The organism is Mesorhizobium sp. M0862, from assembly GCF_040319795.1.
Classification (GTDB): Bacteria; Pseudomonadota; Alphaproteobacteria; order Rhizobiales; family Rhizobiaceae; genus Mesorhizobium.
In genome coordinates this window covers 84,207-107,435 of sequence record NZ_JAMYOJ010000012.1, presented here as the reverse complement: position 1 = coordinate 107,435, position 23,229 = coordinate 84,207, and the positions used below count along the sequence as shown (strand labels likewise).

General features: G+C 64.0%; 24 protein-coding genes. 12 read left to right on the top strand and 12 right to left on the bottom strand.

The annotated features are described in order from the left end of the window. Positions 1 to 10: 10 nt before the first annotated feature. Both NKI15_RS19205 and NKI15_RS19200 read right to left on the bottom strand, forming a co-directional pair. Positions 11 to 1,906 carry an ABC transporter ATP-binding protein gene (locus NKI15_RS19205; protein ID WP_352740677.1) on the bottom strand — a complete coding sequence of 632 codons (1,896 nt, stop codon included), beginning with the start codon at positions 1,904 to 1,906 and terminating at the stop codon, positions 11 to 13. A gap of 27 nt (positions 1,907 to 1,933) precedes the next feature. Continuing rightward, positions 1,934 to 2,341, bottom strand: a complete 408-nt coding sequence (locus tag NKI15_RS19200; RefSeq protein ID WP_023744285.1) for a hypothetical protein — start codon at positions 2,339 to 2,341, stop codon at positions 1,934 to 1,936. 445 nt (positions 2,342 to 2,786) lie between these two features. Between NKI15_RS19200 and NKI15_RS19195 the strand changes: the two genes are divergently transcribed. Further along, complete coding sequence (locus tag NKI15_RS19195; protein WP_023814986.1) at positions 2,787 to 3,245, top strand: tRNA (cytidine(34)-2'-O)-methyltransferase; 459 nt, start codon at positions 2,787 to 2,789, stop codon at positions 3,243 to 3,245. A 146-nt stretch (positions 3,246 to 3,391) separates the two neighbouring features. Next, on the top strand, positions 3,392 to 3,838 hold the full coding sequence (gene soxR / locus NKI15_RS19190) for a redox-sensitive transcriptional activator SoxR (protein WP_352886606.1): 447 nt from the start codon (positions 3,392 to 3,394) through the stop codon (positions 3,836 to 3,838). On the opposite strand, the gene NKI15_RS19185 is transcribed toward soxR, so the two are convergent. Beyond that, positions 3,835 to 4,092, bottom strand: coding sequence for a hypothetical protein (locus NKI15_RS19185; RefSeq protein WP_023683688.1), 258 nt, complete (start codon positions 4,090 to 4,092; stop codon positions 3,835 to 3,837). The genes soxR and NKI15_RS19185 overlap by 4 nt on opposite strands. 274 nt (positions 4,093 to 4,366) lie before the next feature. On the opposite strand from NKI15_RS19185, the gene hemF reads away from it, so the two are divergent. From hemF to NKI15_RS19170, 3 genes are all read left to right on the top strand, one after another. Continuing rightward, positions 4,367 to 5,281 carry an oxygen-dependent coproporphyrinogen oxidase gene (gene hemF / locus NKI15_RS19180; RefSeq protein WP_352886603.1) on the top strand — a complete coding sequence of 305 codons (915 nt, stop codon included), beginning with the start codon at positions 4,367 to 4,369 and terminating at the stop codon, positions 5,279 to 5,281. Positions 5,282 to 5,519: 238 nt separating this feature from the next. Next, positions 5,520 to 5,780 carry a DUF1344 domain-containing protein gene (locus tag NKI15_RS19175; RefSeq protein ID WP_023670014.1) on the top strand — a complete coding sequence of 87 codons (261 nt, stop codon included), beginning with the start codon at positions 5,520 to 5,522 and terminating at the stop codon, positions 5,778 to 5,780. A 231-nt stretch (positions 5,781 to 6,011) separates the two neighbouring features. Further along, positions 6,012 to 6,197 (top strand): DUF1059 domain-containing protein, encoded by a 186-nt coding sequence (locus tag NKI15_RS19170; protein ID WP_023670013.1) that lies wholly within the window; start codon positions 6,012 to 6,014, stop codon positions 6,195 to 6,197. A gap of 6 nt (positions 6,198 to 6,203) precedes the next feature. Here the strand turns inward: NKI15_RS19170 and NKI15_RS19165 are convergent, their stop codons facing one another. The 3 genes from NKI15_RS19165 to NKI15_RS19155 are packed head-to-tail and all read right to left on the bottom strand — an operon-like array spanning position 6,204 to position 8,733. Continuing rightward, positions 6,204 to 7,475: a CCA tRNA nucleotidyltransferase gene (locus NKI15_RS19165; protein WP_031195887.1), complete on the bottom strand. Its 1,272-nt coding sequence runs from the start codon at positions 7,473 to 7,475 to the stop codon at positions 6,204 to 6,206. Next, on the bottom strand, positions 7,472 to 8,104 hold the full coding sequence (locus NKI15_RS19160) for a CoA pyrophosphatase (protein WP_023705920.1): 633 nt from the start codon (positions 8,102 to 8,104) through the stop codon (positions 7,472 to 7,474). The genes NKI15_RS19165 and NKI15_RS19160 overlap by 4 nt, the downstream gene beginning before the upstream one ends. Continuing rightward, complete coding sequence (locus tag NKI15_RS19155; RefSeq protein ID WP_023670010.1) at positions 8,104 to 8,733, bottom strand: DUF1285 domain-containing protein; 630 nt, start codon at positions 8,731 to 8,733, stop codon at positions 8,104 to 8,106. The genes NKI15_RS19160 and NKI15_RS19155 overlap by 1 nt, the downstream gene beginning before the upstream one ends. Positions 8,734 to 8,877: 144 nt before the next feature. On the opposite strand from NKI15_RS19155, the gene NKI15_RS19150 reads away from it, so the two are divergent. The 4 genes from NKI15_RS19150 (at position 8,878) to NKI15_RS19135 (ending at position 15,914) form a co-directional block, all read left to right on the top strand. Continuing rightward, positions 8,878 to 9,882 carry an AAA family ATPase gene (locus NKI15_RS19150; protein ID WP_023670009.1) on the top strand — a complete coding sequence of 335 codons (1,005 nt, stop codon included), beginning with the start codon at positions 8,878 to 8,880 and terminating at the stop codon, positions 9,880 to 9,882. After that, entirely contained in the window at positions 9,882 to 10,796 is a 915-nt protein-coding gene (locus NKI15_RS19145; RefSeq protein WP_023683683.1) for a DUF58 domain-containing protein, read from the top strand. The genes NKI15_RS19150 and NKI15_RS19145 overlap by 1 nt, the downstream gene beginning before the upstream one ends. Then, positions 10,793 to 13,618, top strand: a complete 2,826-nt coding sequence (locus tag NKI15_RS19140) for a DUF4159 domain-containing protein (RefSeq protein WP_023686149.1) — start codon at positions 10,793 to 10,795, stop codon at positions 13,616 to 13,618. Before NKI15_RS19145 ends, NKI15_RS19140 begins: the two co-directional genes overlap by 4 nt. A gap of 211 nt (positions 13,619 to 13,829) precedes the next feature. Then, entirely contained in the window at positions 13,830 to 15,914 is a 2,085-nt protein-coding gene (locus NKI15_RS19135) for a membrane protein (RefSeq protein ID WP_023748150.1), read from the top strand. A 187-nt stretch (positions 15,915 to 16,101) separates the two neighbouring features. Here NKI15_RS19135 and clpS read toward each other — a convergent pair whose 3' ends face one another. The 4 genes from clpS to NKI15_RS19115 form a co-directional block, all read right to left on the bottom strand. Then, positions 16,102 to 16,407 (bottom strand): ATP-dependent Clp protease adapter ClpS, encoded by a 306-nt coding sequence (gene clpS, locus NKI15_RS19130; RefSeq protein WP_023683679.1) that lies wholly within the window; start codon positions 16,405 to 16,407, stop codon positions 16,102 to 16,104. Between the two features lie 133 nt (positions 16,408 to 16,540). Continuing rightward, positions 16,541 to 16,888, bottom strand: a complete 348-nt coding sequence (locus NKI15_RS19125; protein WP_023705924.1) for a hypothetical protein — start codon at positions 16,886 to 16,888, stop codon at positions 16,541 to 16,543. A 154-nt stretch (positions 16,889 to 17,042) separates the two neighbouring features. After that, a complete protein-coding gene (locus NKI15_RS19120) occupies positions 17,043 to 17,273 on the bottom strand; it encodes a hypothetical protein (protein ID WP_023670004.1) in 231 nt (76 codons plus the stop codon). 39 nt (positions 17,274 to 17,312) lie between these two features. Continuing rightward, positions 17,313 to 17,615 carry a hypothetical protein gene (locus NKI15_RS19115; RefSeq protein ID WP_023705925.1) on the bottom strand — a complete coding sequence of 101 codons (303 nt, stop codon included), beginning with the start codon at positions 17,613 to 17,615 and terminating at the stop codon, positions 17,313 to 17,315. Positions 17,616 to 17,873: 258 nt separating this feature from the next. Between NKI15_RS19115 and NKI15_RS19110 the strand changes: the two genes are divergently transcribed. From NKI15_RS19110 to NKI15_RS19100, 3 genes are all read left to right on the top strand, one after another. Then, positions 17,874 to 18,590: a response regulator gene (locus NKI15_RS19110; protein ID WP_023670002.1), complete on the top strand. Its 717-nt coding sequence runs from the start codon at positions 17,874 to 17,876 to the stop codon at positions 18,588 to 18,590. Next, complete coding sequence (locus tag NKI15_RS19105) at positions 18,587 to 19,996, top strand: ATP-binding protein (protein ID WP_352513949.1); 1,410 nt, start codon at positions 18,587 to 18,589, stop codon at positions 19,994 to 19,996. Before NKI15_RS19110 ends, NKI15_RS19105 begins: the two co-directional genes overlap by 4 nt. A 93-nt stretch (positions 19,997 to 20,089) precedes the next feature. Continuing rightward, entirely contained in the window at positions 20,090 to 20,494 is a 405-nt protein-coding gene (locus NKI15_RS19100; protein ID WP_023711129.1) for a YciI family protein, read from the top strand. Between the two features lie 18 nt (positions 20,495 to 20,512). Here NKI15_RS19100 and NKI15_RS19095 read toward each other — a convergent pair whose 3' ends face one another. Continuing rightward, positions 20,513 to 21,988: a pyridoxal phosphate-dependent decarboxylase family protein gene (locus tag NKI15_RS19095; protein ID WP_352513950.1), complete on the bottom strand. Its 1,476-nt coding sequence runs from the start codon at positions 21,986 to 21,988 to the stop codon at positions 20,513 to 20,515. A gap of 19 nt (positions 21,989 to 22,007) precedes the next feature. Then, complete coding sequence (locus tag NKI15_RS19090) at positions 22,008 to 23,093, bottom strand: PLP-dependent cysteine synthase family protein (protein WP_352513951.1); 1,086 nt, start codon at positions 23,091 to 23,093, stop codon at positions 22,008 to 22,010. Positions 23,094 to 23,229 lie beyond the last annotated feature (136 nt).

Below are 23,229 nucleotides of genomic sequence, written 5' to 3'. Positions count from 1 at the left end.
GCTGACGTCATCACTCTGCGGCTTCACCCTTCACGCCGATGTCGTTGGCAACAGCGTCATTGGCGGCATCGACCGGACCGTCATCGAGCAGGAACCCGCCCGACTGGCGCTGCCAGAGCTGCGCGTAGAGCCCGCCGCTGGCGACGAGTTCCTCGTGCGACCCCTCCTCGATGACACGGCCCTTGTCGAGGACGACGAGCCTGTCCATCGCCGCGATGGTCGACAGCCGGTGCGCAATGGCGATGACGGTCTTGCCTTGCATGAGCTTGTAGAGATTCTCCTGGATGGCGGCCTCGGCTTCGGAATCCAGCGCCGACGTCGCTTCGTCAAGGATAAGTATCGGTGCGTCCTTCAACATAACGCGAGCAATGGCGATGCGTTGCCGCTGGCCGCCGGACAATTTGACGCCGCGGTCGCCGACATGAGCGTCGAGCCCTTTACGTCCGGTGTGATCCGAAAGCCTGCCGATAAACTCCAGCGCCTCGGCCCGCCCGGCTGCCTCGACAAGCATTTCCTCCGTCGCATCGGGCCGCCCGTAAAGAATGTTGTCGCGCACCGAACGATGCAGCAGCGAAGTGTCCTGCGTCACCATGCCGATCTGCGCGCGCAGCGAATCCTGCGTCACCGAAGCGATCTCCTGGCCGTCGATCAGGATCCGGCCGTTCTCGAGGTCGTAGAACCGCAACAGGAGATTGACCAGCGTCGACTTGCCCGCACCCGAGCGCCCGACAATGCCGACTTTCTCGCCGGGCTTCACCGTCAGCGACAGGTTCTCGATGACGCCCTTCTGCTTGCCATAGTGGAAACGAATGTCGTCGAAGCGGATCTCGCCCTTGGTGACGGCAATGTCCTTCGCCCCCGGCCGGTCTTCGACCAGGCGCGGCAGCGAGATCGAGGCGATGCCGTCTTGCACCGTGCCGATGTTCTCGAACAGGCTCGACATTTCCCACATGATCCACTGCGACATGCCCCACATACGGAGCACGAGGCCGATGACCACGGCGACGGCACCGATCGTCACCGCCTGGCCGAGCCACAGCCACAGCGCAAGCGCCGTCACCGAAAACAGGAGCAGCGCGTTGAGGATATAGAGCAGGCCGTAAAGCACCGTCACCAGCCGCATCGACCGGTAGACCGTGTCAAGGAAGCCTGCCATGCCTTCTCTCGCGAACGTTGCTTCGCGCCGTGCATGGGAAAACAACTTGACCGTCTGGATGTTGGTGTAGCTGTCGACGACGCGGCCGGTCATCGTCGAGCGCGCATTGGCCTGCGCCTCGCCGACCTTGCCCAGCTTCGGGATGATATAGCGCAACAACCCGATATAGCCGAGCAGCCAGACGCCGAGAGGTGCCGCCAGCCGCAAGTCGGCCGACCCGACGATGAACAGCATGCCGAGGAAGTAGACGATGACGTAATTGACCACCTCGATCACCTTGATGACGCATTCGCGCACGGCGAGTGCCGTCTGCATCAGCTTGGTGGCGATGCGGCCGGCGAATTCGTCCTGGTAGAAGCTCATCGACTGCTTCAAGAGATAACGATGCACCTGCCATCGGATGCGCATGGGGTAGTTGCCCATCAGCGTCTGCTGGTTGAGCAAAGAATGCAGCCATACTGTACCTGGCAGCGCGAACAGCACGACGAAGGCCATGCCGGCGAGCTTCCAGCTCTCGGTCTGCAGGAAGGTTTCGCGGTTCTGCCCGGACAGCCAGTCGACGATGTGGCCCATGAAGCCGAACATCCACACTTCCGCGATGGCAATCGCCGTCACCAGCACCGCGTCGACGATGATGTATGGCCAGGCGCCGCGCGTATAGTGCACGCAGAAGGCAACCAGCGTCTTCGGCGGCTCGACCGGTTCCGCTGCGGGGAACGGATCGAGCCTTCTTTCAAACCAGCTAAACATAGTGATGCTCACAAAACTTTTGTCCGCTCATGCGGCGCGGGAAAAATCCCCGGGGCGCTCCGCGTCCCCAGACCGTACGTCGGCGGGGACCGACGGCCCGGAATCACCCGGGCCATCGGTCCTGCTTCGCGCAATATAGGGACTTGCGGGCTTTTCACCGACAGAAGCCTTCGACTGAGCTGACGGCACGCCGCCAGCAGTCCGGTTTTTCGCGCCCGGCCGGATCAGCCGGATGATCCGGCGCACCAGCGACGGCCGGCTGTGGTCGGGAACCGCACGCGAGAAATCGACATCAGGCAACATGCCGCGATGCGGACGCCGGCGCGTCTCGGCATGAACCGCCGACGAATAGGTCTCGCCGACCAGCAACGCCCAGGTCGCCGTCTTGCGTTCGTGCAGGCTTCTTGAACCAGGTATCTTATAGGGATCGAACATCGGTCCGTCCTCCGTGTGAAAATAGACATAAAAAGGCGAAGCAATGTCATGCGCCGGCATTCGGCCGGAGGCACGGATTGCATCCGTCGAGACACGAGGATAGGCCTCGGTCGCGACATGCTCAGCTGGGGCGCTTGGCCCCTTTAACCGGTTGAAAAACATCGCAGGATTCCTTCGAGAGCCGAAAATTGGGTTCGGCGGGAATCGGTGCGATCAGATCTAAAAAATCAGGTAAATCGTCGTACCGAAACCGCCGGAAGGCAGGTAAGCCCACGGGAGGGGCGCTGGATGTGCATGGTCATCATGAAATACCCCTCCATCGGTTCGGGTTGACAATGCGTGCGGTATAATCGACTTCGCAGAAAATGGCCACCCGCAGGTCCAGCAATTTCCAAAACCAGCCACCCGCTGTGGCCGATCTGCCACTTATTAGAAAGACGCGGAAATGAACCACCGTCTCCGCATCGCCCTCTACCAGCCTGACATCGCCGGCAACACCGGAACTATCCTGCGCTTCGCCGCCTGCCTCGGCCTTGGCGTCGACATCATCGAACCAGCCGGGTTTCCGCTCTCCGACAAAGCGCTCAAGCGCGCCGGGATGGACTACCTCGAAATGGCTGCCCTGACCCGCCATGTCGACTGGAACGCCTTCGAGGATTGGCGCAAGGGCGAAGCCTGCCGGCTGGTGCTGCTCACCACCAAAGCCGCGACCCCCTATGCGGGCTTCAGCTTCGCCCAAGGCGACATCCTGCTGTTCGGCCGCGAATCCGCCGGCGTGCCGGATCCTGTCCATCAGGCGGCGGATGCGCGGCTGACGATCCCGATGCAGCCGGGCACGCGCAGCATCAACGTCGCGCTGTCGGTCGCCATGGTCGCCGGTGAAGCCATCCGGCAGCTCGGCTAGACCCTTCAGCGCGTTGTCGTCATCGCCAACGGCCGTTGCGTCTTGCATCATTCTCACCCAGGCGCACATCGCCTTCTCCTCAATTGCCCTATCGACGTTTCCTGGCTACAAGCTCAACTTAAGTTGAGGTCAAGCGGAAAATCGAGATGGCTCCGGTAAAGGAATTAACGGTCGGCCAGTTGGCGATGCGCAGCGGCGTGGCGGTGTCGGCGCTGCATTTCTACGAGGCGCGCGGGCTGATCCGCAGCCACCGCACGTCGGGCAACCAGCGGCGCTACGGCCGCGACGTGCTGCGGCGGGTGGCGATCATCCGGATCGCCCAGGAGGTCGGCATTTCGCTGGCCGAGATCGGCGCCGCACTTGAATCGCTCCCAGAAGGCCGCACCCCGACGCGCGAGGACTGGAACCTGTTGTCGACCGGCTGGCGCGACGACCTCGATCGCAAGATCACTCAGCTAAAGAAGCTGCGCGACGGCCTGACCGACTGCATCGGCTGCGGCTGCATGTCGATCGAAAAATGCCCGCTGCGAAACAGGGAAGATCGCTTGAGTGCGCAAGGGCCGGGCGCAAGGCGACTGCTGGTGGGATCCTAATCCGCCGCCGGCAGCCGCCGTATCGTGAATTCTATGACATCGCCCGGCCGTTCGAACCAGCTTTCGATCTCGGTCCAGTAGGCCTGCTTGGGAAAGCGTTCGAACCATTCCTTGGCTTTGAGCCGCGCATCGGGGCGCGGCAAGACAAAGGTCTCCCGCAAAAACCCGTCACGCGGCATGCGCTCGCGCTCGGCGCGTGAACGATCGAGCCTTTTCTTCAGGCCATGCAGCGGCGGTCTTGCCGGCGTGCGCATGAAAGAACTCCTGGGCCGAACAGATGACACTTGACCCTTGCCCCTAAGAGATTAGGGATCGCGCCCGGAAAAGGCTAGTGGTCCGATTCCAACATTCGCCTCCCTAATCCCCAAGCGCCGTTGCGAATGTTGGAATCACAAGGACCACTAGCAAGTTTATGTTTCTAGTAGAGTTTTCGAATTTGACATTTGCGTCGTGCCCTGCGCCACGCTGTCTGCAAATGTCAAATTCACTCCACTAGGTCCTTTGTCGGCTGCGACCGGAGACAGCATTTTGGAACGACCAGAAATACCGGCAGGCCTGCCAGCCGACATCGAACAGAAGAAGATGAAGGCCAGGCTCTGGTTCGAGACGCTGCGTGAGCGCGTTTGCACAACCTTCGAGCAGATCGAACAGGAACTGCAGGGACCACTGGCCGAATGGTCGCCCGGCCGCTTCGAAAAGACGCCGTGGGAACGCGACAATGGAAAGGGCGGCGGCGGCACCATGTCGATGATGCGGGGCCGCGTCTTCGAGAAGGTCGGCGTCCATACTTCGACCGTCTATGGCGAATTCTCGCCCGAATTCAGGAAGCAGATGCCCGGCGCCGAGGAAGACCCGAGCTTCTGGGCATCAGGCATTTCGTTGATCGCGCATCCCTGGAACCCCAACGTGCCGGCCGTGCACATGAACACCCGCATGGTCGTGACGTCGCGCCACTGGTTTGGCGGCGGCGCCGATCTGACGCCGGTGCTCGACCGCAACCGCACGGAAGATCACCCCGACACGGTCGCCTTCCATCGAGCCATGCAGTTCGCCTGCGAGAAGAATGCCGCGGTCGCCGACCACCCGAAGTTCAAGGCCTGGTGCGACGAGTATTTCTATCTGCCGCACCGCCACGAGCCGCGCGGCGTCGGCGGCATCTTTTTCGACTGGCTGCATTCGGGGGAGGAGAAAGGCGGCTGGAATGCCGATTTGAACTTCGTCCAGGATGTCGGGCGTTCTTTCCTTGTCGTCTACGGACACCTGGTTCGCGCCCATTTCAACGAGAACTGGACCGACGACGACCGCGACGAGCAGCTCATTCGCCGCGGCCGTTACGTCGAATTCAACCTTCTTCACGATCGCGGCACCATCTTCGGCCTGAAGACCGGCGGCAATGTCGCTTCGATCCTGTCCAGCCTGCCGCCGGAGGTCAGGTGGCCGTAAAAAATCGGTGAGCGAAACGTGAGCCGCATTGACGTCCCATTCGCCGAATCTGGGCAGCCAATGTGGCATCGCCATTATCTTTTTCGTCTAATAGGCAATTGAAATAAAACGACTATTTGTCGTTTCGGGCCGGGAAGCGCCGGCGGTTCAGTCCCGAACCGCGACACGACGCTACCGGACGGCCCTGAACAAGGCGGAGCATTTTCCAAACGGATGCCCGCATTTCCAGGAGTATTACATGCGAAAGCTCATTGTTTCGGCAGCCGCCGCTGCCCTTCTCGCTTCCGGCTCGATTGCCTTTGCCGCGGTCAAGCACACCACGGGCACGGTCAAGACCTATGATGGCACGGCCATGAGCCTCGTTCTGGACGATGGATCGACCTTTACGCTGCCCAAGACCTTCAAGGATCCTGGCCTGAAGGCCGGCGAAAAGGTCCGCGTTTCCTGGGACATGAGCGGCAAGAACAAGGTTGCCGAGTCCGTCAAGATCGTGAAGTGACCGGGACAAGACCGAACGGTCTCGCCTTGGCTTAGCCTGGCAAGAGGGGGCGGAGCAGCGCTGCTCCGCCCTTTTCGCACCCACGGCAACCAAAATGGTCGAACCGTGTTATGCTAGCTCCCCCGTGCGTGCCCCCGAAACCGACTGCTGTGACAGGGCGCGGAACAGAGATGGCGGAGCTTCGTGTGCCCATGAGAGGCACAGGCTCCAAGGAGGAAAGGAGAAAATCCCATGAAGGAATTCCATTGCGGCTCGCTGGTTCCCGGCTGTGAGTGGCACACGCGTGCCGGTGAGGAAGCCGAGGTCATGCGCCGCGCCGTCGACCATATGCGCGAGACACATGGCGAAACGGTCATTCGCGAGACGATGATCGAGGCGATCCGCTCGCGCATCGAGAAAGTTCGCGACGCGGCCTGAGCAGTCCTATCTGGCCTTCAAGGCTTCCGCGGCGCGCTCCAGCAGCGCGTCGCGATCGAGCGCAAAGCCGGACCCGATCCATTCCTTTTCCAGGTTTTTCAGGATCGCACCGAGTATTGGCCCCGGCGACGCGCCAAGCGCCGTCAGATCGCCGCCCTTGACTGGGAACACCGGTTTTTCCCATTTCAGCGCAAAAGCGAGCAGGCGCGAAAACCCGCCGGCCTGAACCAGCGCGTCATTGTCCTCGAGAGCCCGCGCTCGCGCCGACGCCAGCGACAGCCGCACGCGATCGAGAAAACCCTGGCGCTCGCCGGAATAGAGTTTCTTGGCCAGTTCCGCTTCGCTTGTCTTGGGCTCGACGGCAGCCGTCAGCGCCCAGTGGCGCAGGCGCTCCGCCTCAGTGGTCGAAAGTTTCAGCCGCTCGGCCAGTGTCTTCATCCTCGCCGCATCGGGCGGCACGATCGCCTCCAGCCTGAGCAGCGGGTCCGGCGCCCAGCCCAGATCCTTTTCTGTCTTGGTCAGCCCATGAATGGCATCGATGCCCCATTTCTCGCTTTCCGGCAGGGCGCTGGTGAGCACGCCGGCCTGGCGCATCCACAGCAAGGCGCGCGACGGATCTGGGGCCGATAACAACTTCTTCAGCTCGGACCAGATGCGTTCGGCCGAGAGATGGGCGAGACCGTCCTTGAGCCGGGCGCAGGCCTTCAATCCCTCGGCATCGGGCCGACCCTCGCCATACCAGGCGAAAAAGCGGAAGAAACGCAGGATGCGCAGATAGTCTTCGCGGATCCGCTGCTCGGCATCGCCAATGAAGCGCAGCCTTCGTGCCTCGATATCGCCGACGCCGCCAACCAGGTCGACCACCGTCCCGTCAGCCTCCGCATAGAGCGCGTTGATGGTGAAATCGCGCCGTTCGGCGTCGGCCTTCCAGTCGCGGCCGAACGACACTTTGGCGCGGCGGCCATCGGTCTCGATGTCGGCGCGCAGCGTTGTGACCTCATAGGGCGCGCCGCCGGCAATCACCGTGATCGTGCCGTGCTCAATGCCGGTCGGCACCGCCTTGAAGCCCGCCGCCTCGGCGCGGCGAACGGTTTCCTCGGGCAGGCAAGTGGTAGCAACGTCGATATCGGCGACCGGCTGCCCAATCAGTGCATTGCGCACCGCGCCGCCCGCGATGCGAGCTTCCTCGCCGCCTTGCGCCAGCACGGCAAGCAGCCGCTGCAGATGCTTTTCACCCAGCCAGTCGGCCTTGCCCGCCAGCGATATCGGATCACTCAAGCATAGAGCCTTTCATAGAGCGTGCGGATGATGCCGGCAGTGACGCCCCAGATGCGCTGGCCGCCATAGGGCATATCGTAGAAGAACCATTCCAGGTCGTTCCACATGCGGCTGTCCCTGGTGTGGTTGGCCGGATCCATCAGGAACGAAAGCGGCACTTCGAAGGCGGCGTCGACCTCGTCGGAATTGAGCGACAGCGTAAAACCGGGCTCGACGATCGCCAGCACCGGGGCGATGCGATAGCCGCTGCCGGCGACATAATCGGGCATGCGGCCGATGATCTCAATGCGGTCCTGGCCGAGCCCGATCTCCTCGAAGGTTTCGCGCAAGGCCGCTGCTTCCGGGGTCGCATCGGTGGGATCAATGGTGCCGCCGGGAAAAGCCACCTGCCCGGAATGGCTGCGCAGTTTTTCCGCCCGCTTGGTCAAAAGCACGGTCGCATCGCGTCCATGATCGACGACCGGGATCAGCACCGCGGCGTCGCGCAGCGCTTTGAGCTGCGTCAACCGTGGATGGCCGGGGTTGAAGCGATGATCGCCATAATCGTCGCCGGCATGGACTTCAGCTTGCGCCGCGACCCGCGCGCGAAAATCCGCTGTGGAAAACGGCGGCGGCCTCACCTGATCCATCATGCGCTCAGCCGCTTCAGTTTTTCCGCCGGCATGATCGGATAGATTTCGCCTTTCGAGCGCACGGCAAACATCGTCTTGCCGCCGATATCGATCTCCTCGCCATGCTCGACCAGTTCGTACATCACCGGCCGCGCCACCAGCGCTTCCAGCCTCCCGCGCACCAGCACATAGGGCTTCAGGCCGCCGGTCTCGTTCTCGTCGACGAAGCGCAGCGGATGGCCAGGTCCGGCCTCGACGACATCGCCGACATTGGTGCGGAAAGTGATGGTCTGCTCGGCGCCGGCGCCGGAAACATCCATTTCAACCGCGATGAAAGGCGCGTCCACGACGCGGATGCCGACCCGTTCGACCGGCGTCACCAGATAGGTCCTGCCATCCTCGTCCTTGCGCAGCACGCTGGAAAACAGCTGCACCAGCGGCATGCGGCCGATCGGCGTGCCGAGATAGAACCACGTTCCGTCTTGTTTGATCTCCATGTCGAGATCGCCGCAAAAGTCGGGATTCCAGCGCTCCACCGGCGCCGCGCCCTTGCCGGCGCGAGCCGCACGCGAGATCAACGCTTCGAGACCGCGCGCCTCGGTTGCGGCAGCAAGGCTGTGTTCGCGATGTTCGGAGCGTTCCGTCATGGTCACGAAATAGTCACTGTTGTTCCGCTTGTCAGCCTAAGTCTGTGATTTAAATTCATTCGTAGGCGCCAGGCGAAGCCGAATCGCGGCATTCTAAGGCTCTACAGTGCAAGCCGGTACTTCCAGCACAAGGATCGATGCGGCATGAGCGTAATGGTCAAGGAAAGCCCAATCAGCGAAAAGGACATGATCGCCCAGGCCGAGACGGCGCTGGCCGATATTTCCAGGGTGCGCGACGGCGTCGGCCGCGTCATTTTCGGCCAGGAAGTGGTGGTCGAGCGCACGCTGGTGGCGCTGCTTGCCGGCGGCCATGCGCTGCTGGTCGGCGTGCCCGGCCTTGCCAAGACCAAGCTGGTCGAAACGCTCGGTGTCGTGCTCGGCCTCGATTCGCGCCGCATCCAGTTCACACCCGACCTGATGCCGTCGGACATTCTCGGCTCAGAGGTGATGGAACAGGACGAGGCCGGCAAGCGCTCCTTCCGCTTCATCTCCGGCCCGATCTTCGCGCAATTGCTGATGGCCGACGAGATCAACCGCGCCTCGCCGCGCACCCAGTCGGCGCTGCTGCAGGCGATGCAGGAATATCACGTCACCATCGCCGGCATTCGCCACGACCTGCCCGCGCCCTTCCATGTACTGGCGACGCAAAACCCGCTGGAGCAGGAAGGCACCTATCCCCTGCCCGAAGCGCAGCTCGACCGCTTCCTGATGCAGGTCGACATCCTTTATCCCGAAATCGAGGCCGAGCGGCGCATCCTGCTCGAAACCACCGGCATCGAGGACGCCAAGGCGCAAAACGTGCTGCAGCCGGCGCGGCTGAGGGAAATCCAGACGCTGATCCGCCGTATGCCGGTGCCCGAAAGCGTCGTCGACGCCATCCTCAAACTGGTGCGTTCGGCGCGTCCCGGCCAGGGCAATGCCGAGACCGACAAGCATGTCGCCTGGGGTCCCGGCCCGCGCGCCAGCCAGGCGCTGACGCTGTGCGCCCGTGCGCGCGCGCTTTATGACGGGCGGCTGGCGCCGTCGGTGGACGACATCCGCGCGCTGGCCGAACCGGTGCTGCAGCACCGCATGGCGCTGACCTTTGCCGCCCGCGCCGAGGGCACGACTGTGCGCGACGTGGTGGCGAAACTGGCCAAAGGAATCTGATGGCACGTATCGGCGAAGTCCAGGCACCGGCAGCGACGCGCGACGCGCTCGCCAGGGGCCGGTTGCGGGCTTCGCTGGTGCCGGACCTGCTGGTCGAGGCACGCCGTATCGTCAATACGGTAATTGCCGGCTGGCATGGCCGCCGCAAGCGCGGCATCGGCGAGAATTTCTGGCAGTTCCGCCCCTATGTCGAAGGCGATTCCTCGCGCATCGACTGGCGCCGTTCGGCCCGGGACGACCACACCTATGTGCGCGACCGCGAATGGGAAGCAGCCCACACGGTGTGGCTTTGGGCCGACCCATCGCCCTCCATGCTCTACAAATCGACTGGCGCCAGCGTTTCCAAGGAATCGCGCGCGCTGGTGCTGGCACTGGCCATGGCCGAATTGCTATCTCGCAGCGGCGAGCGCATCGCATGGCCCGGCCTGACAGATCCGTTCACCGCCCGCAACGGCGCCGAGCGCATCGCAGCGCAATTGATGCACGCCGCGGACCTGCCAGCAAAGCCTGACCTGTCCGCCATCCGCCGCTTCTGCGACATCGTCGTCGTGAGCGATTTCCTCGACCCGGTCGAGGAGACCATGGAATGGCTCGATGTGCTGGCGCGGCATGGCGTGCGTGCGCATCTGATCGAGGTTGCCGATCCGGCGGAGGAGACCTTTCCTTATGCCGGCCGCACCGAATTCACCGATCCCGAGACCGGCGACAAGTTGACCGCCGGCCGCGCCGAAATGCTCGGCGACGAATACCGCCTGCTCTACACCGCCCGCCGCCAGGAGATGGCCAGCTGGTGCAAGCGCCTCGGCTGGAGCTACACCGTCAACCACACCGATCGCCTCGCTTCCGAGGCGCTGGTGCGCATCCACATGGCGATGACCGCCGATGGCGCATTCGTGGGAAGGGCCGGCGCATGAGCTGGCTGCCGCTCTCCTTTGGCGCTCCCATGGTGTTGTGGGGCCTGCTCGCGCTGCCGGTGATCTGGTGGCTGCTCAGGCTCACACCGCCCAAGCCGCAGTCCGAAATGTTTCCGCCGCTGAAGATCCTCGCTCGCGTGCTGAAGCGCGAGGAAACGCCGCAGCAGAGCCCGTGGTGGCTGACGCTGCTGCGGCTGTTGATGGCAGCCCTTGTCGTCGCGGCATTAGCCGAACCCGTTTTCAATCCGCGCGAAAAATTGCCGGCCGAGGGCGCCGCCCTGGCGCTCGTCATCGACAATGACTGGGCGAGTGCCGCCGACTGGGGCAAGCGCGTCGCCACCGCCCAGCGGCTGATCGCCGATGCCGGTTCGAACGGCGTACCGGTCGTCATCGCCTTCACCGCCGAAAAGCCGAACGCCGAGATCGGCCCCTTCGATGCCGCGGCTGCCCTCGACCGGCTGCGCGCCGCCAAGCCGAGGCCGATCCCAACCGACCGACCCGCCGTCTATGCCCGCGTCGCCGGCGTGCTGGAAACCTTGCCCGGCGCCAGCGTTGCCGTTCTCGCCGACGGCCTTGCGGCAAAGGGCGACGAGGCCGCCTTCAACACACTGCTGTCGAAAAATGCCGCCCGTGTCGTCTGGGCCAATTCCGACCGGCTGGCGCTGACTGGGCTCACTGGCGCCGAAAATCAGGTCGACGGCTTCGCCCTGACCGCCATCCGCGCGCCCGGCGACCCGGCGCCGGCACAAGTCACCGCCGGCGCCTTCGACGACAAGGGCCGCCGCATCGCCGACGCGACGCTGACCTTCGCGCCGGGTGAGACTACCGCCAGCGGCACGATGGCGGTGCCGTTCGAACTGCGCAACGACTTCGCCTCGATCGCGCTCGACGGCGAACGCCAGGCAGGTGCGGTGCGCGTGCTCGACGAAAGCTCCAAGCGCCGCCGCGTCGGACTTTTATCGCAGGCCGAGGCCGACCAGGCGCAGCCGCTTCTGTCGCCGCTCTATTACATCAGGCGCGCGCTGCAGCCTTTCGCCGATCTGGTCGAACCGTCGAGCGTCGATCTCGCCGACGCCATCCCGCAGCTTCTCGACCAGAAGCCGGCGATGATCGTCATGGCCGATATCGGTACCATTCCGCCGCAGGTCCATCAGCGGCTGGTCGACTGGGTCGACAATGGCGGCACGCTGGTGCGCTTTGCCGGTTCGCGGCTGGCCGCCGCCGGCAATGACGATGATCTGTTGCCGGTCAGGCTGCGCACCGGCGAGCGCTCGCTTGGCGGCGCGCTGTCATGGACGACGCCGCAGGCGGTGACCGAATTCCCGAAGAACGGCCCGTTCGCCGACCTCGCACCGCCGGCCGAGGTCACGGTGAGCCGGCAGGTGCTGGCCGAACCGACGCCGGACATCGTCGAACGCACCTGGGCAACCCTTGCCGATGGCACCCCGCTGGTGACCGGGTTGAAGAAGGGCAAGGGCACGCTGGTTCTGTTCCACATCACCCCGGAAGCGACATGGTCGACGCTGCCGATCTCCGGCAGCTTCGTCGAGATGCTGCGGCGCATCGTGCAGCTGTCGCGCAACCAGGGTGCGGCGGTTGCCAACGCCGAAGCCGCTGCTACGTCGCTGGCACCTTATCGCATGATAGCCGCCGACGGCACTTTGGTGCCGCCGACGCCGGACGCGCGACCGCTGGTCCCCGGCGCCGGCACGCTGCCGGTGACGTTCGAGAACCCGCCCGGCCTCTACGGCTCGGAAACCGGCGTTTTCGCCCACAATCTGCTCGAACCGGCCACCGCCTTCGCGCCGCTGGTGCGCCCGCAATTCACAGTGCCGGTGACCAATATCCAGTACGCTTTCGATGAATCGCGCGACCTCAAGGGATCGCTGGTCACAGCGGCACTTGCGCTTATGCTGCTCGACACGCTGGCGGTGTTCTGGATGGGCGGGCTGATGTCGCGCCGACCGCGCCGCGGCCGATCGGCCGCAGCAACGACGGCTGCGCTGCTGCTTGGCCTCGGCATGCTGTTTGGCCATGCCGACCTCGCCCACGCCGACGACGCCAAGCCCGGCGATGCCGCGGCAATCGAGGATATTGCCAAGACCCGCATCGCCTATGTGCTGACCGGTGTGCCCGGTGACGATTCGATCAGCCGCGCCGGGCTCGAAGGCCTGACCCGCTTCCTGATCGAGAAGACCGCGCTCGAGCCGGGCGCGCCGGCGGGCGTCGATATCTCGAAGGACGAGCTTTCCTTCTATCCGCTGATCTACTGGCCGATCGATCCTTCCGCGCCGATGCCGAGCCAAGCCGCGATCGCCCGCATCGACGCCTATATGCAGCAGGGCGGCACGGTGCTGTTCGACACGCGCGACCAGTTCGCCAACGGCATCGGTGCGGATTCGGCGAGCCCGGCGACGGAACGGTTGCGCGACATTCTCGGCAATCTCAACGTGCCGCCCCTGGAGCCGGTGCCCGCCGACCATGTGCTGACCAAATCCTTCTTCATCCTGCCCGAATTTCCCGGCCGCTTCTCCGGCAGCCCGCTCTGGGTGGAAGCCTCGCTCGAGGCCAGCAATGCCGAGAATCGGCCGGTACGCGTCGGCGACGGCGTCTCGCCGATCCTGATCACCGCCAATGATTTTGCCGGCGCCTGGGCCGTCGACGGGAATGGTGACCCGCTTTTGCCGACCGTGCCATCGGATCCGATGCAGCGCATCTATGCGCTGCGCGCCGGCGTCAACATCATGATGTACATGCTGACCGGCAACTACAAATCCGACCAGGTGCACGTGCCCATCCTGCTCGAACGGTTGGGGCAATAGGATGGCAGTATTGGCTAATTTCGTCTCGATCCTGTCTGGCGCCGGCGGCGCAGCCTCACCCTCACCCTCCCCCTTTTGGGGAGGCTCGGCTCGCTGTCGCAGCGAAGCGAAGACAGTGGGCCGGGGTGGGGGTGCAGCCAGCGCTCTGTCGCCTACCCCCACCCCGCTCCGCTACGCGGATCGACCCTCCCCACAAGAGGGAGGGTAAACGATGAACTGGTCGATTTCGTTCGAACCGCTGCTGTCCTGGCCCTTGCTGGCTTTGGTGCTCGCACCGCTGCTGGTGCTGGCCGCTGTCGGCTTGTGGTTTCGCCAGCGCGGCGCGATCTTCCGCTTCGCGGCGCTGATTGCGCTGGGCGCAGCACTCCTCAATCCGGTCTTCCTCGATGAGGAGCGCGAGGCGCTGAAGAGCGTCGTTGCCGTCATCGTCGACCGCAGCCAGAGCCAGGATATCGGCGACCGGACCAAACAGACCGACGAAGCGCTTGCCGGTTTGCAGCAGCGCCTTGGCCGCTTCAAGCAGTTCGACGTCCGCGTCGTCGAGGCCGGCAAGTCGGAAGCCGCCGACGAGCGCACCGAGACCAAGCTTTTTGCAGCGCTTGAAGGCGCCTTCCGCGACGTGCCGCCCTCGCGCATCGGTGGCGCCATCATGATCACCGATGGCGAGGTGCATGACGCACCGGCCGCCCCCGACTTCAATGCGCCGCTGCACGCGCTGATCACCGGCAACGAGCACGAGAAGGACCGCCGCATCCGCTTCGAGAACGCGCCGCGCTTCGGCCTCGTCGGCAAGCCGCTCGACATGACCTACCGCGTCATCGCCACCGACGGCGAAACCGGCCCGGTCGATGTCCGCGTCTCGGTAAATGGCGAGCAGGTCGCGGTCGAAGAGGCGACCATCGGCCAGGCGATGCCGCTGCAGGTGACCATCCCCGGCGCCGGCCGCAACATCGTCGAACTCTCCATCGACCGCGAGCCGGGTGAACTGACCGACGCCAACAACCGCGCCATCGCGCTGATCGACGGCATCCGCGAGAACTTGCGCGTGCTTTTGGTTTCCGGCGAACCGCATGCCGGCGAGCGCACGTGGCGCAATCTGCTGAAATCCGACGCCTCGGTCGATCTCGTCCATTTCACTATTTTGCGGCCGCCGGAAAAGCAGGACGGCACGCCGATCAACGAACTGTCGCTGATCGCCTTCCCGACCCGCGAGTTGTTCGTCGAGAAGATCAAGGATTTCGATCTCATCATCTTCGACCGCTACCAGCACCGCGACGTGCTGCCGATCCTCTATTACGACTACATCTCCGAATATGTCGAAAAGGGCGGCGCGCTGCTGATCGCCGCCGGGCCGGAATATGCCGGCGACGCCTCGATCGCCCGCACCCCGCTAATGTCGTCGCTGCCGGCAATGCCGACCGGCGAAGTCATCGACAAGGCCTTCTATCCGCGCCTCACCGATCTCGGCCAGCGCCATCCGGTGACGCGCGGCCTCGACGGCTCGGCGACCGAGCCGCCGCGCTGGAGCCGCTGGTTCCGCACCATCGGCGTACAGAACCCCGAAGGCGAAGTGGTGATGAAGGGCGCCGACAACCGCCCGCTGCTTCTGCTCGATCATAAGGGCGAAGGCCGCGTCGGCATGCTTCTGTCCGATCAGGGCTGGCTATGGGCGCGCGGCTTCGAGGGTGGCGGCCCGCATGTCCAGCTTTACCGCCGCATCGCCCACTGGCTGATGAAGGAACCTGAACTCGAGGAAGAGCGGCTGACTGCCGACGGCCGCGGCATGATGCTGGAAATCCGCCGCCAGACGATGAGCGACGATCCCGGCCCGGCGCAGGTGATCACCCCTTCGGGCAAGGCGCTGATCGTCAAGCTGGAGAAGTCCGAACCCGGCGTTTTCCTGGGCAGCATCGAGACCAAGGAGATCGGCCTCTACCAGATCGGCAATGGTGACCTGACCGCACTCGCCCATGTCGGCCCGGTCAACGCGCCGGAATTCTCCGACGTCGTCTCCACCGAGGACCGGTTGAAGGCTCCGACTGAGGCCACCGGCGGCAGCGTGCGCCGGCTGGCGGCCTCCTCCACCCTTGGCCAGATCACCGGCAGTGTCGCCCTGCCCTCCATCGTCCCGGTCCGCGCCTCCGGTGCGGCCTCGGGCGCAGACTGGATCGGCCTGCGCAGCACCGACGACAGCGTGCTCAAAGCCGTCTCGCGCGTACCCCTGTTCGGCGGCTTCCTCGGCCTTTGCCTGCTGCTGCTGGCCATGGGCGCGATGTGGTACAGAGAGGGACGGTAGCACCGCTTATCCTTCTCCCGGTTCACGGGGAGAAGGTGCCCGAAGGGCGGATGAGGGGCAGCGCGAGCCTGAGGTTGTTGGCAATCTCCTCGGCCCGCGCAAGCGAACTGTCATCGACTCGGCGCTGCCCCTCATTGTCCTGCCGGACATTTCTCCCCGTATAGTGACGGGGAGAAAGACGCTCAACCTACTCCTCCGGCTCCGTCGTAAACAGCAGCGGGTACCCCTTGGCCTTGGCCGCGTCGATGGCCCGTGTCGCCTTGGTCTCGGCCACATCCCTGGTGAAGACGGCAACGACGCAAACGCCGAGCCGGTGCGCGGTGATCATCACCCGGTTCGCCTGGTCTTCGCTGAGCTTGAACTCGCCCTTCAGCACCGTCACCACGAACTCGCGCGGCGTAAAATCGTCATTGATGAGGATGACCTTGTAGAGCTTCGGTCGCTCGGTCTGCGGCTTGGTCTTGGTCCGGGGTTTGGAGCTGATTTCAGGCATCGGGAACCGGTATCGCGCGAGGGGTCGCTCTCACTTTGTCATGGGGGAAAGCCGTCGTCCATTTTGATCGGCGCGCCAAACCGGCTTCCCGGAAGTGCTGCCGTTCACAAATTTAGGAACTGTGCGCTGCGGTTCAACGGCCCTGGCGGTCGGCGACGCGACGAGCCTGGAATTGCCGTGCGCTGGATGCCGCATCGGGCCTTGATCCGGCCGCCTTGTATTCGACCCAGGCGACCGCGAGCCAGCCGAAGAAGCAGGCCAGCGCCGCGCCGGTGATCACGGTCAGCAGCAGGCTTTGCCATGGTGTGATGTATTGCCAGCTGCTGGAGATTGCCGGTGCAAACAGCGACGGCTCCGTGCGCCCGCTCACCGGATCGGGCACCGGGCTGGCGGTGAACTGGATCAGCACCCTGACCATGGCCGAGGCCACAAGGCCGCCGATGGCCATCGAGCGCAGAATGGATGAAAGCCGCTTCTTCATGCGGGCTATCCTACCGGACCGGCATTGCAAACGGGTTAAAGTCCTGGGTGGCCGGCACCCATCAACGGGTAATCATGCTCTCACACGACAAGGCCGCTCCAGCCGGGGGGTGCTGGAGCGGCCTTGTTACAGACAAACCTGTTGGCTGTCTGGATCAGGCCTTCGGGGCGTCCGTCTTGACGACCTTCTTCGCCTTCTTGTGCTTCTTGACGGGCTTCTTGGCGACGACCTTCTTCACCGGGGGCTTGGCGGTCGTGGTCGCCGGAGCGGTGGTCGTGGAAGCAGCCGGAGCAGCGGTCGTGGTGGCAGCGGCATTGCCCAGAGCCGGCATTGCGAAAGCGAGAGCGACGGCGAGACCGGTGGCGGAGAGGATGGACTTTTTCATGGCTTCATTTCCTTCTTTGTGCGGGTCGAGTTTCGAGTGTCACTGAACCGGGTCGATCGGTGTCACTCCAAGCAGCTTCAAAGCGTTCGCGAGCATCCGGATACCCTGTGCCTGTTTCTTGTTGGCGCAGAACCGGTTTCCCTTTCTTTGCAGTGCTTTCGCCGCGGTGACCTGCGTTGCCGCGGCATGGGTTTCGAGGGCTTCGTCTACCTGGCGATTGAGATCGATGCAGCGCTCGCTCCTTGTGATCGGCGTCACCTTTGCGGTTGTGGCTCCGATCGCGGCTGTGACGAGCGGAATGCTGAGCAGCGCACCCATCAAGCTGATCGTGAACCTGTGCATCGGTAATGTCCGTTACTCCGGAGACTTCGCGTCGCAGCCGATGTCCTGACCGCCACGACACCCTTTATGCCCTTGATTTTTTTCGGGAGTTTTTCCGGATTATAGAATTTTGTTTCTGGATTGTTTCTGGCAAATCGGCTTTGCGGGCGATCATCGCCGCTGGCCAACATGTGGCCAGAATTCTATCGTGTGGGTGACGCCACAGAAGCAGACTCAGAAGGCAGCCGCCGACCGGCCGCCAGCAATGACAGGATCGCCGTGAAATCCGATGCGCACATACTGATCGTCGACGACGACAAGGGCATTCGCGACCTGCTTCAGGAATTCTTCCAGAAGCGCGGCCTGCGCACCACGGTTGCCGCCGACGGCGTCGAGATGGAAGACATACTGCGCCGCACGCAGGTAGACCTGATCGTGCTCGATGTGATGCTGCCAGGAAAGAGCGGGCTGGAACTCTGCCGCGACCTGCGCGCCAGCTACTCGACGCCGATCATCATGCTGACCGCGGTGACCGAGACCACCGACCGCGTCGTCGGCCTGGAAATGGGCGCCGACGACTATGTGCCCAAGCCCTTCGACCCGCGCGAGCTGCTGGCCCGTATCCGCGCCGTTTTGAGGCGCAATGGTGCTGCCGAGCCGAAGCGCGCCACCACCAAGCAGATCTATCATTTCGCCGGCTGGACGATGGACTGCTCGCGCCGCCGACTGATGGCGCCGGGCGACGTCAGGGTCGAGCTGACGATGGCGGAGTTCAACCTGTTGCAGACCTTCGTCAAAAGCGCGCAGCGCGTGCTCACCCGCGACCAGCTCATCGAGCTTTCCGGCGGCGACAGCGACTATTCCTTCGATCGCAGTATCGACATCCTAGTCAGCCGTCTCAGGCGCAAGATGGAAGACGACCCCAAGACGCCGAAACTGATCCTGACCGTGCGCAGCGGCGGCTACCAGTTCCTGCCCGAGACCACCTCCGAATGAGACGGTTCCTGCCGCAAACCCTGCCGGTCTGGGTTTTGCTCATCGTCATTGCCGGCCTGCTGATCAGCCAGGTCGCTACGCTCTATATCGTCTCGCGCGATCGCGCCGTCGCCAATGACGAGGTCGATCTCTACCGGCTTAACGACCGCGCCTATTCGCTGGTGCAGTTGATGCATGACGACACGCCGGAGCAGCGCAAGCTGACGGCCTCCGGTCTGTTCAACGCCACCTATGCGCTCACCGTTTCGGACACGCCCGCGGTCACCTCGTCGATCGCCGGCGACGACGAACTGGCCGAACTCGAGGACATCCTGGTCGGGCGGCTGTCGAAATTCGGCATCACCGACGCCCGCGTCCGGCGCGATCCGGCAACCCAGGCAGCCAACGCGCCTGGCGGTGTGGCCGTGACCAAGGATGTCGGCGCGGTGGAGCGCGACCTGTTATCGCTGGCGGCCAGCTTCGCCCAGAGCGACAAGCTGACGGCATCTGTCCGCTTCGCCGACGGCCAATGGCTGAATTTCACCGAGCCCAACACGCCGGTCGGACCGATATTGAGCTTCGACAGCCTGCCGCTCTATTCGCTGATCGCGGCCCTGGTGGTGATCATGTCGATCTGGTCGCTGCGCCGGCTGACGGCGCCCTACCGGATGATGGAAACGGCGGTCAACCGGATCGGCACGGACCTGAAGAGCCCCCCGATCGCCGAGACCGGCAGCCGCGAAATCCGCGCCGCTGCCAAGGCCGTCAACGCCATGCAGGTCCGGCTGCGCGACTATGTCGAGGATCGCGAACATTTGGCCGCCGCCCTCGCCCACGATCTGCGCACGCCGCTGACCCGCATGCGGCTGCGCCTCGAACTGCTGCGCAGATCGACGGCGCGCGAGGCGCTGGCCCACGACCTCGCCGACATCGAGAGCATCGCCAGCTCCGTCATCGACTTCGCCACCTTCGAAGTCACCGAGGAGAAGAGCGAGCGGATCGATTTCTGGTCGCTGGTTGAATCGATCGCGGACAGTTTCGAGGACGTCTCGTTCGACCATGACGGTGCAAGGCCCCGCGGCATGATCTGCATGGCGCGGCCGGTGGCGCTCAAGCGCTGCGTCAACAATCTGGTCCAGAATGCCGTGACCTACGGCAAGAAAGCCCATGTCAGCCTGCGGCAGTCGGACGGCACGGTCACACTGGTTATCCGCGACGAGGGGCCGGGCATACCGCAGGCGCAGCTCGATCAGGTGTTCGGTTCCTTCGTGCGGCTGGAGCAATCGCGCAACCGCCAGACCGGCGGCCTCGGCCTCGGCCTGACCATTGCCCGCAACATTGCGCGTGCCGCCGGCGGCGATATCAACCTGTCCAACCATCCCCGCGGCGGCCTACTGACGGAGCTCAGCCTGCCGCTGGCGGCATAAGGCAGCAGACTAGCGTCTCGATGGGCTTCCGGGCTGGATCAGCCAACCCAACCTTGCAATAGTGCGGCCGCTCGAACAGGAGGAGATCGCCGCATGTTTTACGCCATCCTGGCCTATCACGTCGAACAGACCATCCAGTCCCTGACGCCGCAGCAGGATGCGGCGCTGATGCACGACCTGCTCGAGGTCAATGCCAGGCTGACCCGCGAAGGCAAGCTTGGGCCGGCGGCAAGACTGGCCGCCACCGCCGAGGCCGTGACGCTGCGTGGTCCGGGCGACGGCATCGTCATCGACGGGCCGTTTGCCGAGACCAAGGAACAATTGCTGGGTCTTTATGTCCTCGACTGCGCCACGCAGGAGGCGGCGATTGCGGCTGCGCGCGACTTGCGCCGCGTGAATCCCTCGGCAGTCTACGAAATCCGGCCGATCACATTTTACCTTCCCGGCGTGACGTTTCCCGCTACGGAGGGCGATTTAAAGGAGGCCGCCAGCGGCTGAGAACTACCCCATGGCCGGTCAGGCAGAAGCGATCTCGTTACCCAGGCGAACCGTTTCGGCGACGAGAAGGTCGAGATCCTCGCGCCGGGTCCGGTGGTTGTTGATCGCCACCCTGAGGCAATGCCGGCCTTGCACCGTGGTATCGGAAATGGCGGCGGTTCCGTCTTCCTGCAGCCTCAGCATGATCTCGGTGTTGAGCGCTTTCGCGCGCTCGCCATCGAGACCATCCGCGCGATAGCGGAAGCAGACGATGTTGATGCTGGTCGGCGCCGTCAGTTCGAGCGCTGGTTCGGCCGCGATCAGCCCTGAGAGATACTGCCCCTGCGCAATGTTCTGGTCGATCAGGCGGCCGAATTTTTCGACGCCGTGTTCTCGCAACGCCATCCACACTTTGAGTGCCTTGAAGCCGCGTGACGTCTGCAGGCCGTAATCGTGCAGCCATTGGCCGGAGGCGAGGCCGCGCGGTGTCGATTCCAGATATTCCGGCGTCACCGCGAAGGTCTTGCGATGCGCCGAGGCATCCCGCACCAGCGCGCAGCCTGCCTCGAAAGGCGCATGCAGCCATTTGTGCGGATCGAGCGCGATGGAATCGGCCCATTCGATGCCGGCGACGCGATGTGCATTCTCAGGCGCGATCGCGATCAGCGCGCCGATGCAGCCGTCGACATGGAACCAGAGATCCTCCTCATGCGCCAGCTTGGCCAGCGCCTGCAGATCGTCGATGGCGCCGGTGTTGACAGTGCCGGCATTGCCGATGATGCAGGCCGGCTTGAACCCGGCCGCGCGATCTTCCGATATCGCCGCCCGCAAAGCTTCGATGTCGATGCGAAGTCCGGCGTCGCTGGCAATGCGCCGCAGCGCCTTGTTGCCGAGGCCGAGCGCTTCCATCCCCTTGCGGTGACAGGAATGGACCTGGTCCGAGCCATAGAAACGCAACGGCTTTTCGATGGCGGCAACGCCGTGCTCGCGCACGTCGATGCCGGCCTTGGTGTTGCGCGCCACGGTCAGCCCGATGATGTTGGCCATCGAACCGCCGCTGACCAGCGTGCCGCTGGCCGAAGCCGGCATGCCGGTCATCTGCTTGCACCAGTCGACCACCTGGCCGTCCATCAGGGCGGCGGCATGATTGCCGCCGCCGAGATTGGAGCCCTGGATTGCCGCCAGGAAATCGCCGATCGCGCCGGTAAAATTGCTCGACCCCATATACCAGGACCAGAAGCGCGGATGGATGTTGCCCATCGGATAGGGCATCACCTTGTCCACGACATCGCCATAGATGTCGGCAAGCGGGGTCGGCGATCGCGGAAGCGAGGCGGTGAAGAAATGCCTCACATCTCCAGGCATCTCCTGCCACACCGGCCGTTGCCTGACATCGCGCAGGTAAGCGACGGCATCGTCAACGATCCGATGCGACAGGCTTTGCACATCGGCCCAGTCCGAGGGGTCAAGCGTTTCCTCGGTACTGGTAGCCGAGTGTCCAGGCATCGCGTCCATGCAATTTGCTCCCGCGTCATCATGCCGGGAACTGGCAACCGGGCGTCGAGCGCGAGAGAGCAAGCTCTTCCGCATTCATCTCGGCCTCGATGCCGTCGAACAAAGGCGTGGTCATGTAGCGTTCACCGGTATCGGGAAGCATGCACAGGATCACCGATCCGGCCGGCGCTGTGCCGGCGATCTGGCGCGCCACGGCAAAAGCCGAACCGCCGGAGATGCCGGTGAAGATGCCTTCCTGCTGCGCCAGCGCCTTGGCCCATTTCATGCCCTCCGGCCCGGCGATCGGCATCACCTCGTCATAGAAGTTGCCATCGATGGCCTCCTGCAGGACGCTGGGAATGAAATCCGGCGTCCAACCCTGGATCGGGTGCGGTTCGAAAGCCGGATGGCTGGCGGCCGGCGCTCCGCCGGCGCCACGCATCTGCGGCTTGCCGCTGCCGACAAGCTGCGCATTAACCGGTTCGGTGAGCACGATCCGAGTCTCAGGCCGCTCGCGGCGCAGCACCCGCGCCACGCCGGCGACGGTGCCGCCGGTGCCGTAGCCGGTGACGAAATAGTCGAGCCGCGAGCCGGCGAAATCGTTGGCGATCTCGCGTCCCGTGGTTGCTTCATGGATGTCGGCGTTGGCCTTGGTCTCGAACTGGCGGGCCAGGAACCAGCCATTGGCTTCGGCCAGTTCCACCGCCTTCTTGTACATGCCGAAGCCTTTCTCGGCGCGTGGCGTCAGCACCACCTTGGCGCCCAGCATCCGCATCAGCTTGCGGCGCTCGACCGAGAAACTGTCGGCCATCGTCACCACCAGCTTGTAGCCCTTCTGCGCACAGACCATGGCAAGACCGATGCCCGTGTTGCCGCTCGTCGCCTCGACGATGGTCTGTCCCGGCTTGAGCGCGCCGGTGCGTTCACCTTCCTCGATGATGTTGAGCGCCAGCCGGTCCTTCACCGACGCAGCCGGATTGAAGAACTCGGCCTTGACGTAGATGGTCGCATGCGCCGGGCCGAGATTATTGACGCGGATGACCGGCGTGTCGCCGACCGTATCGAGAATGCTGTCGAAAAGGCGGCCGCGGCCTGCCGTGGTTCTGATTTTCTGCTGATGCAACATGGGTAAACTCCTGGTTCTTGCTCACGGGCCGGTTACACACCGGCGGTTTGGGCGACGAGGTTTCGACACCTTGCCGCACTACAGGTCTTTGAAGTGCCACAATGTGGAAAGCACCACATTCGGCACACAATCTGCG

Coding starts and splice junctions, on each gene's coding strand:
- soxR (WP_352886606.1), top strand. CDS start 3,392: ATGGCTCCGGTAAAGGAATTAACGGTCGGCCAGTTGGCGATGCGCAGC.
- NKI15_RS19195 (WP_023814986.1), top strand. CDS start 2,787: ATGAACCACCGTCTCCGCATCGCCCTCTACCAGCCTGACATCGCCGGC.
- NKI15_RS19145 (WP_023683683.1), top strand. CDS start 9,882: ATGGCACGTATCGGCGAAGTCCAGGCACCGGCAGCGACGCGCGACGCG.
- NKI15_RS19175 (WP_023670014.1), top strand. CDS start 5,520: ATGCGAAAGCTCATTGTTTCGGCAGCCGCCGCTGCCCTTCTCGCTTCC.
- NKI15_RS19090 (WP_352513951.1), bottom strand. CDS start 23,093: ATGTTGCATCAGCAGAAAATCAGAACCACGGCAGGCCGCGGCCGCCTT.
- NKI15_RS19150 (WP_023670009.1), top strand. CDS start 8,878: ATGAGCGTAATGGTCAAGGAAAGCCCAATCAGCGAAAAGGACATGATC.
- NKI15_RS19205 (WP_352740677.1), bottom strand. CDS start 1,906: ATGTTTAGCTGGTTTGAAAGAAGGCTCGATCCGTTCCCCGCAGCGGAA.
- NKI15_RS19135 (WP_023748150.1), top strand. CDS start 13,830: ATGAACTGGTCGATTTCGTTCGAACCGCTGCTGTCCTGGCCCTTGCTG.
- NKI15_RS19185 (WP_023683688.1), bottom strand. CDS start 4,092: ATGCGCACGCCGGCAAGACCGCCGCTGCATGGCCTGAAGAAAAGGCTC.
- NKI15_RS19170 (WP_023670013.1), top strand. CDS start 6,012: ATGAAGGAATTCCATTGCGGCTCGCTGGTTCCCGGCTGTGAGTGGCAC.
- NKI15_RS19140 (WP_023686149.1), top strand. CDS start 10,793: ATGAGCTGGCTGCCGCTCTCCTTTGGCGCTCCCATGGTGTTGTGGGGC.
- NKI15_RS19120 (WP_023670004.1), bottom strand. CDS start 17,273: ATGAAAAAGTCCATCCTCTCCGCCACCGGTCTCGCCGTCGCTCTCGCT.
- NKI15_RS19125 (WP_023705924.1), bottom strand. CDS start 16,888: ATGAAGAAGCGGCTTTCATCCATTCTGCGCTCGATGGCCATCGGCGGC.
- NKI15_RS19200 (WP_023744285.1), bottom strand. CDS start 2,341: ATGTTCGATCCCTATAAGATACCTGGTTCAAGAAGCCTGCACGAACGC.
- clpS (WP_023683679.1), bottom strand. CDS start 16,407: ATGCCTGAAATCAGCTCCAAACCCCGGACCAAGACCAAGCCGCAGACC.
- NKI15_RS19095 (WP_352513950.1), bottom strand. CDS start 21,988: ATGGACGCGATGCCTGGACACTCGGCTACCAGTACCGAGGAAACGCTT.
- NKI15_RS19105 (WP_352513949.1), top strand. CDS start 18,587: ATGAGACGGTTCCTGCCGCAAACCCTGCCGGTCTGGGTTTTGCTCATC.
- NKI15_RS19100 (WP_023711129.1), top strand. CDS start 20,090: ATGTTTTACGCCATCCTGGCCTATCACGTCGAACAGACCATCCAGTCC.
- NKI15_RS19155 (WP_023670010.1), bottom strand. CDS start 8,733: ATGACGGAACGCTCCGAACATCGCGAACACAGCCTTGCTGCCGCAACC.
- NKI15_RS19160 (WP_023705920.1), bottom strand. CDS start 8,104: ATGGATCAGGTGAGGCCGCCGCCGTTTTCCACAGCGGATTTTCGCGCG.
- NKI15_RS19115 (WP_023705925.1), bottom strand. CDS start 17,615: ATGCACAGGTTCACGATCAGCTTGATGGGTGCGCTGCTCAGCATTCCG.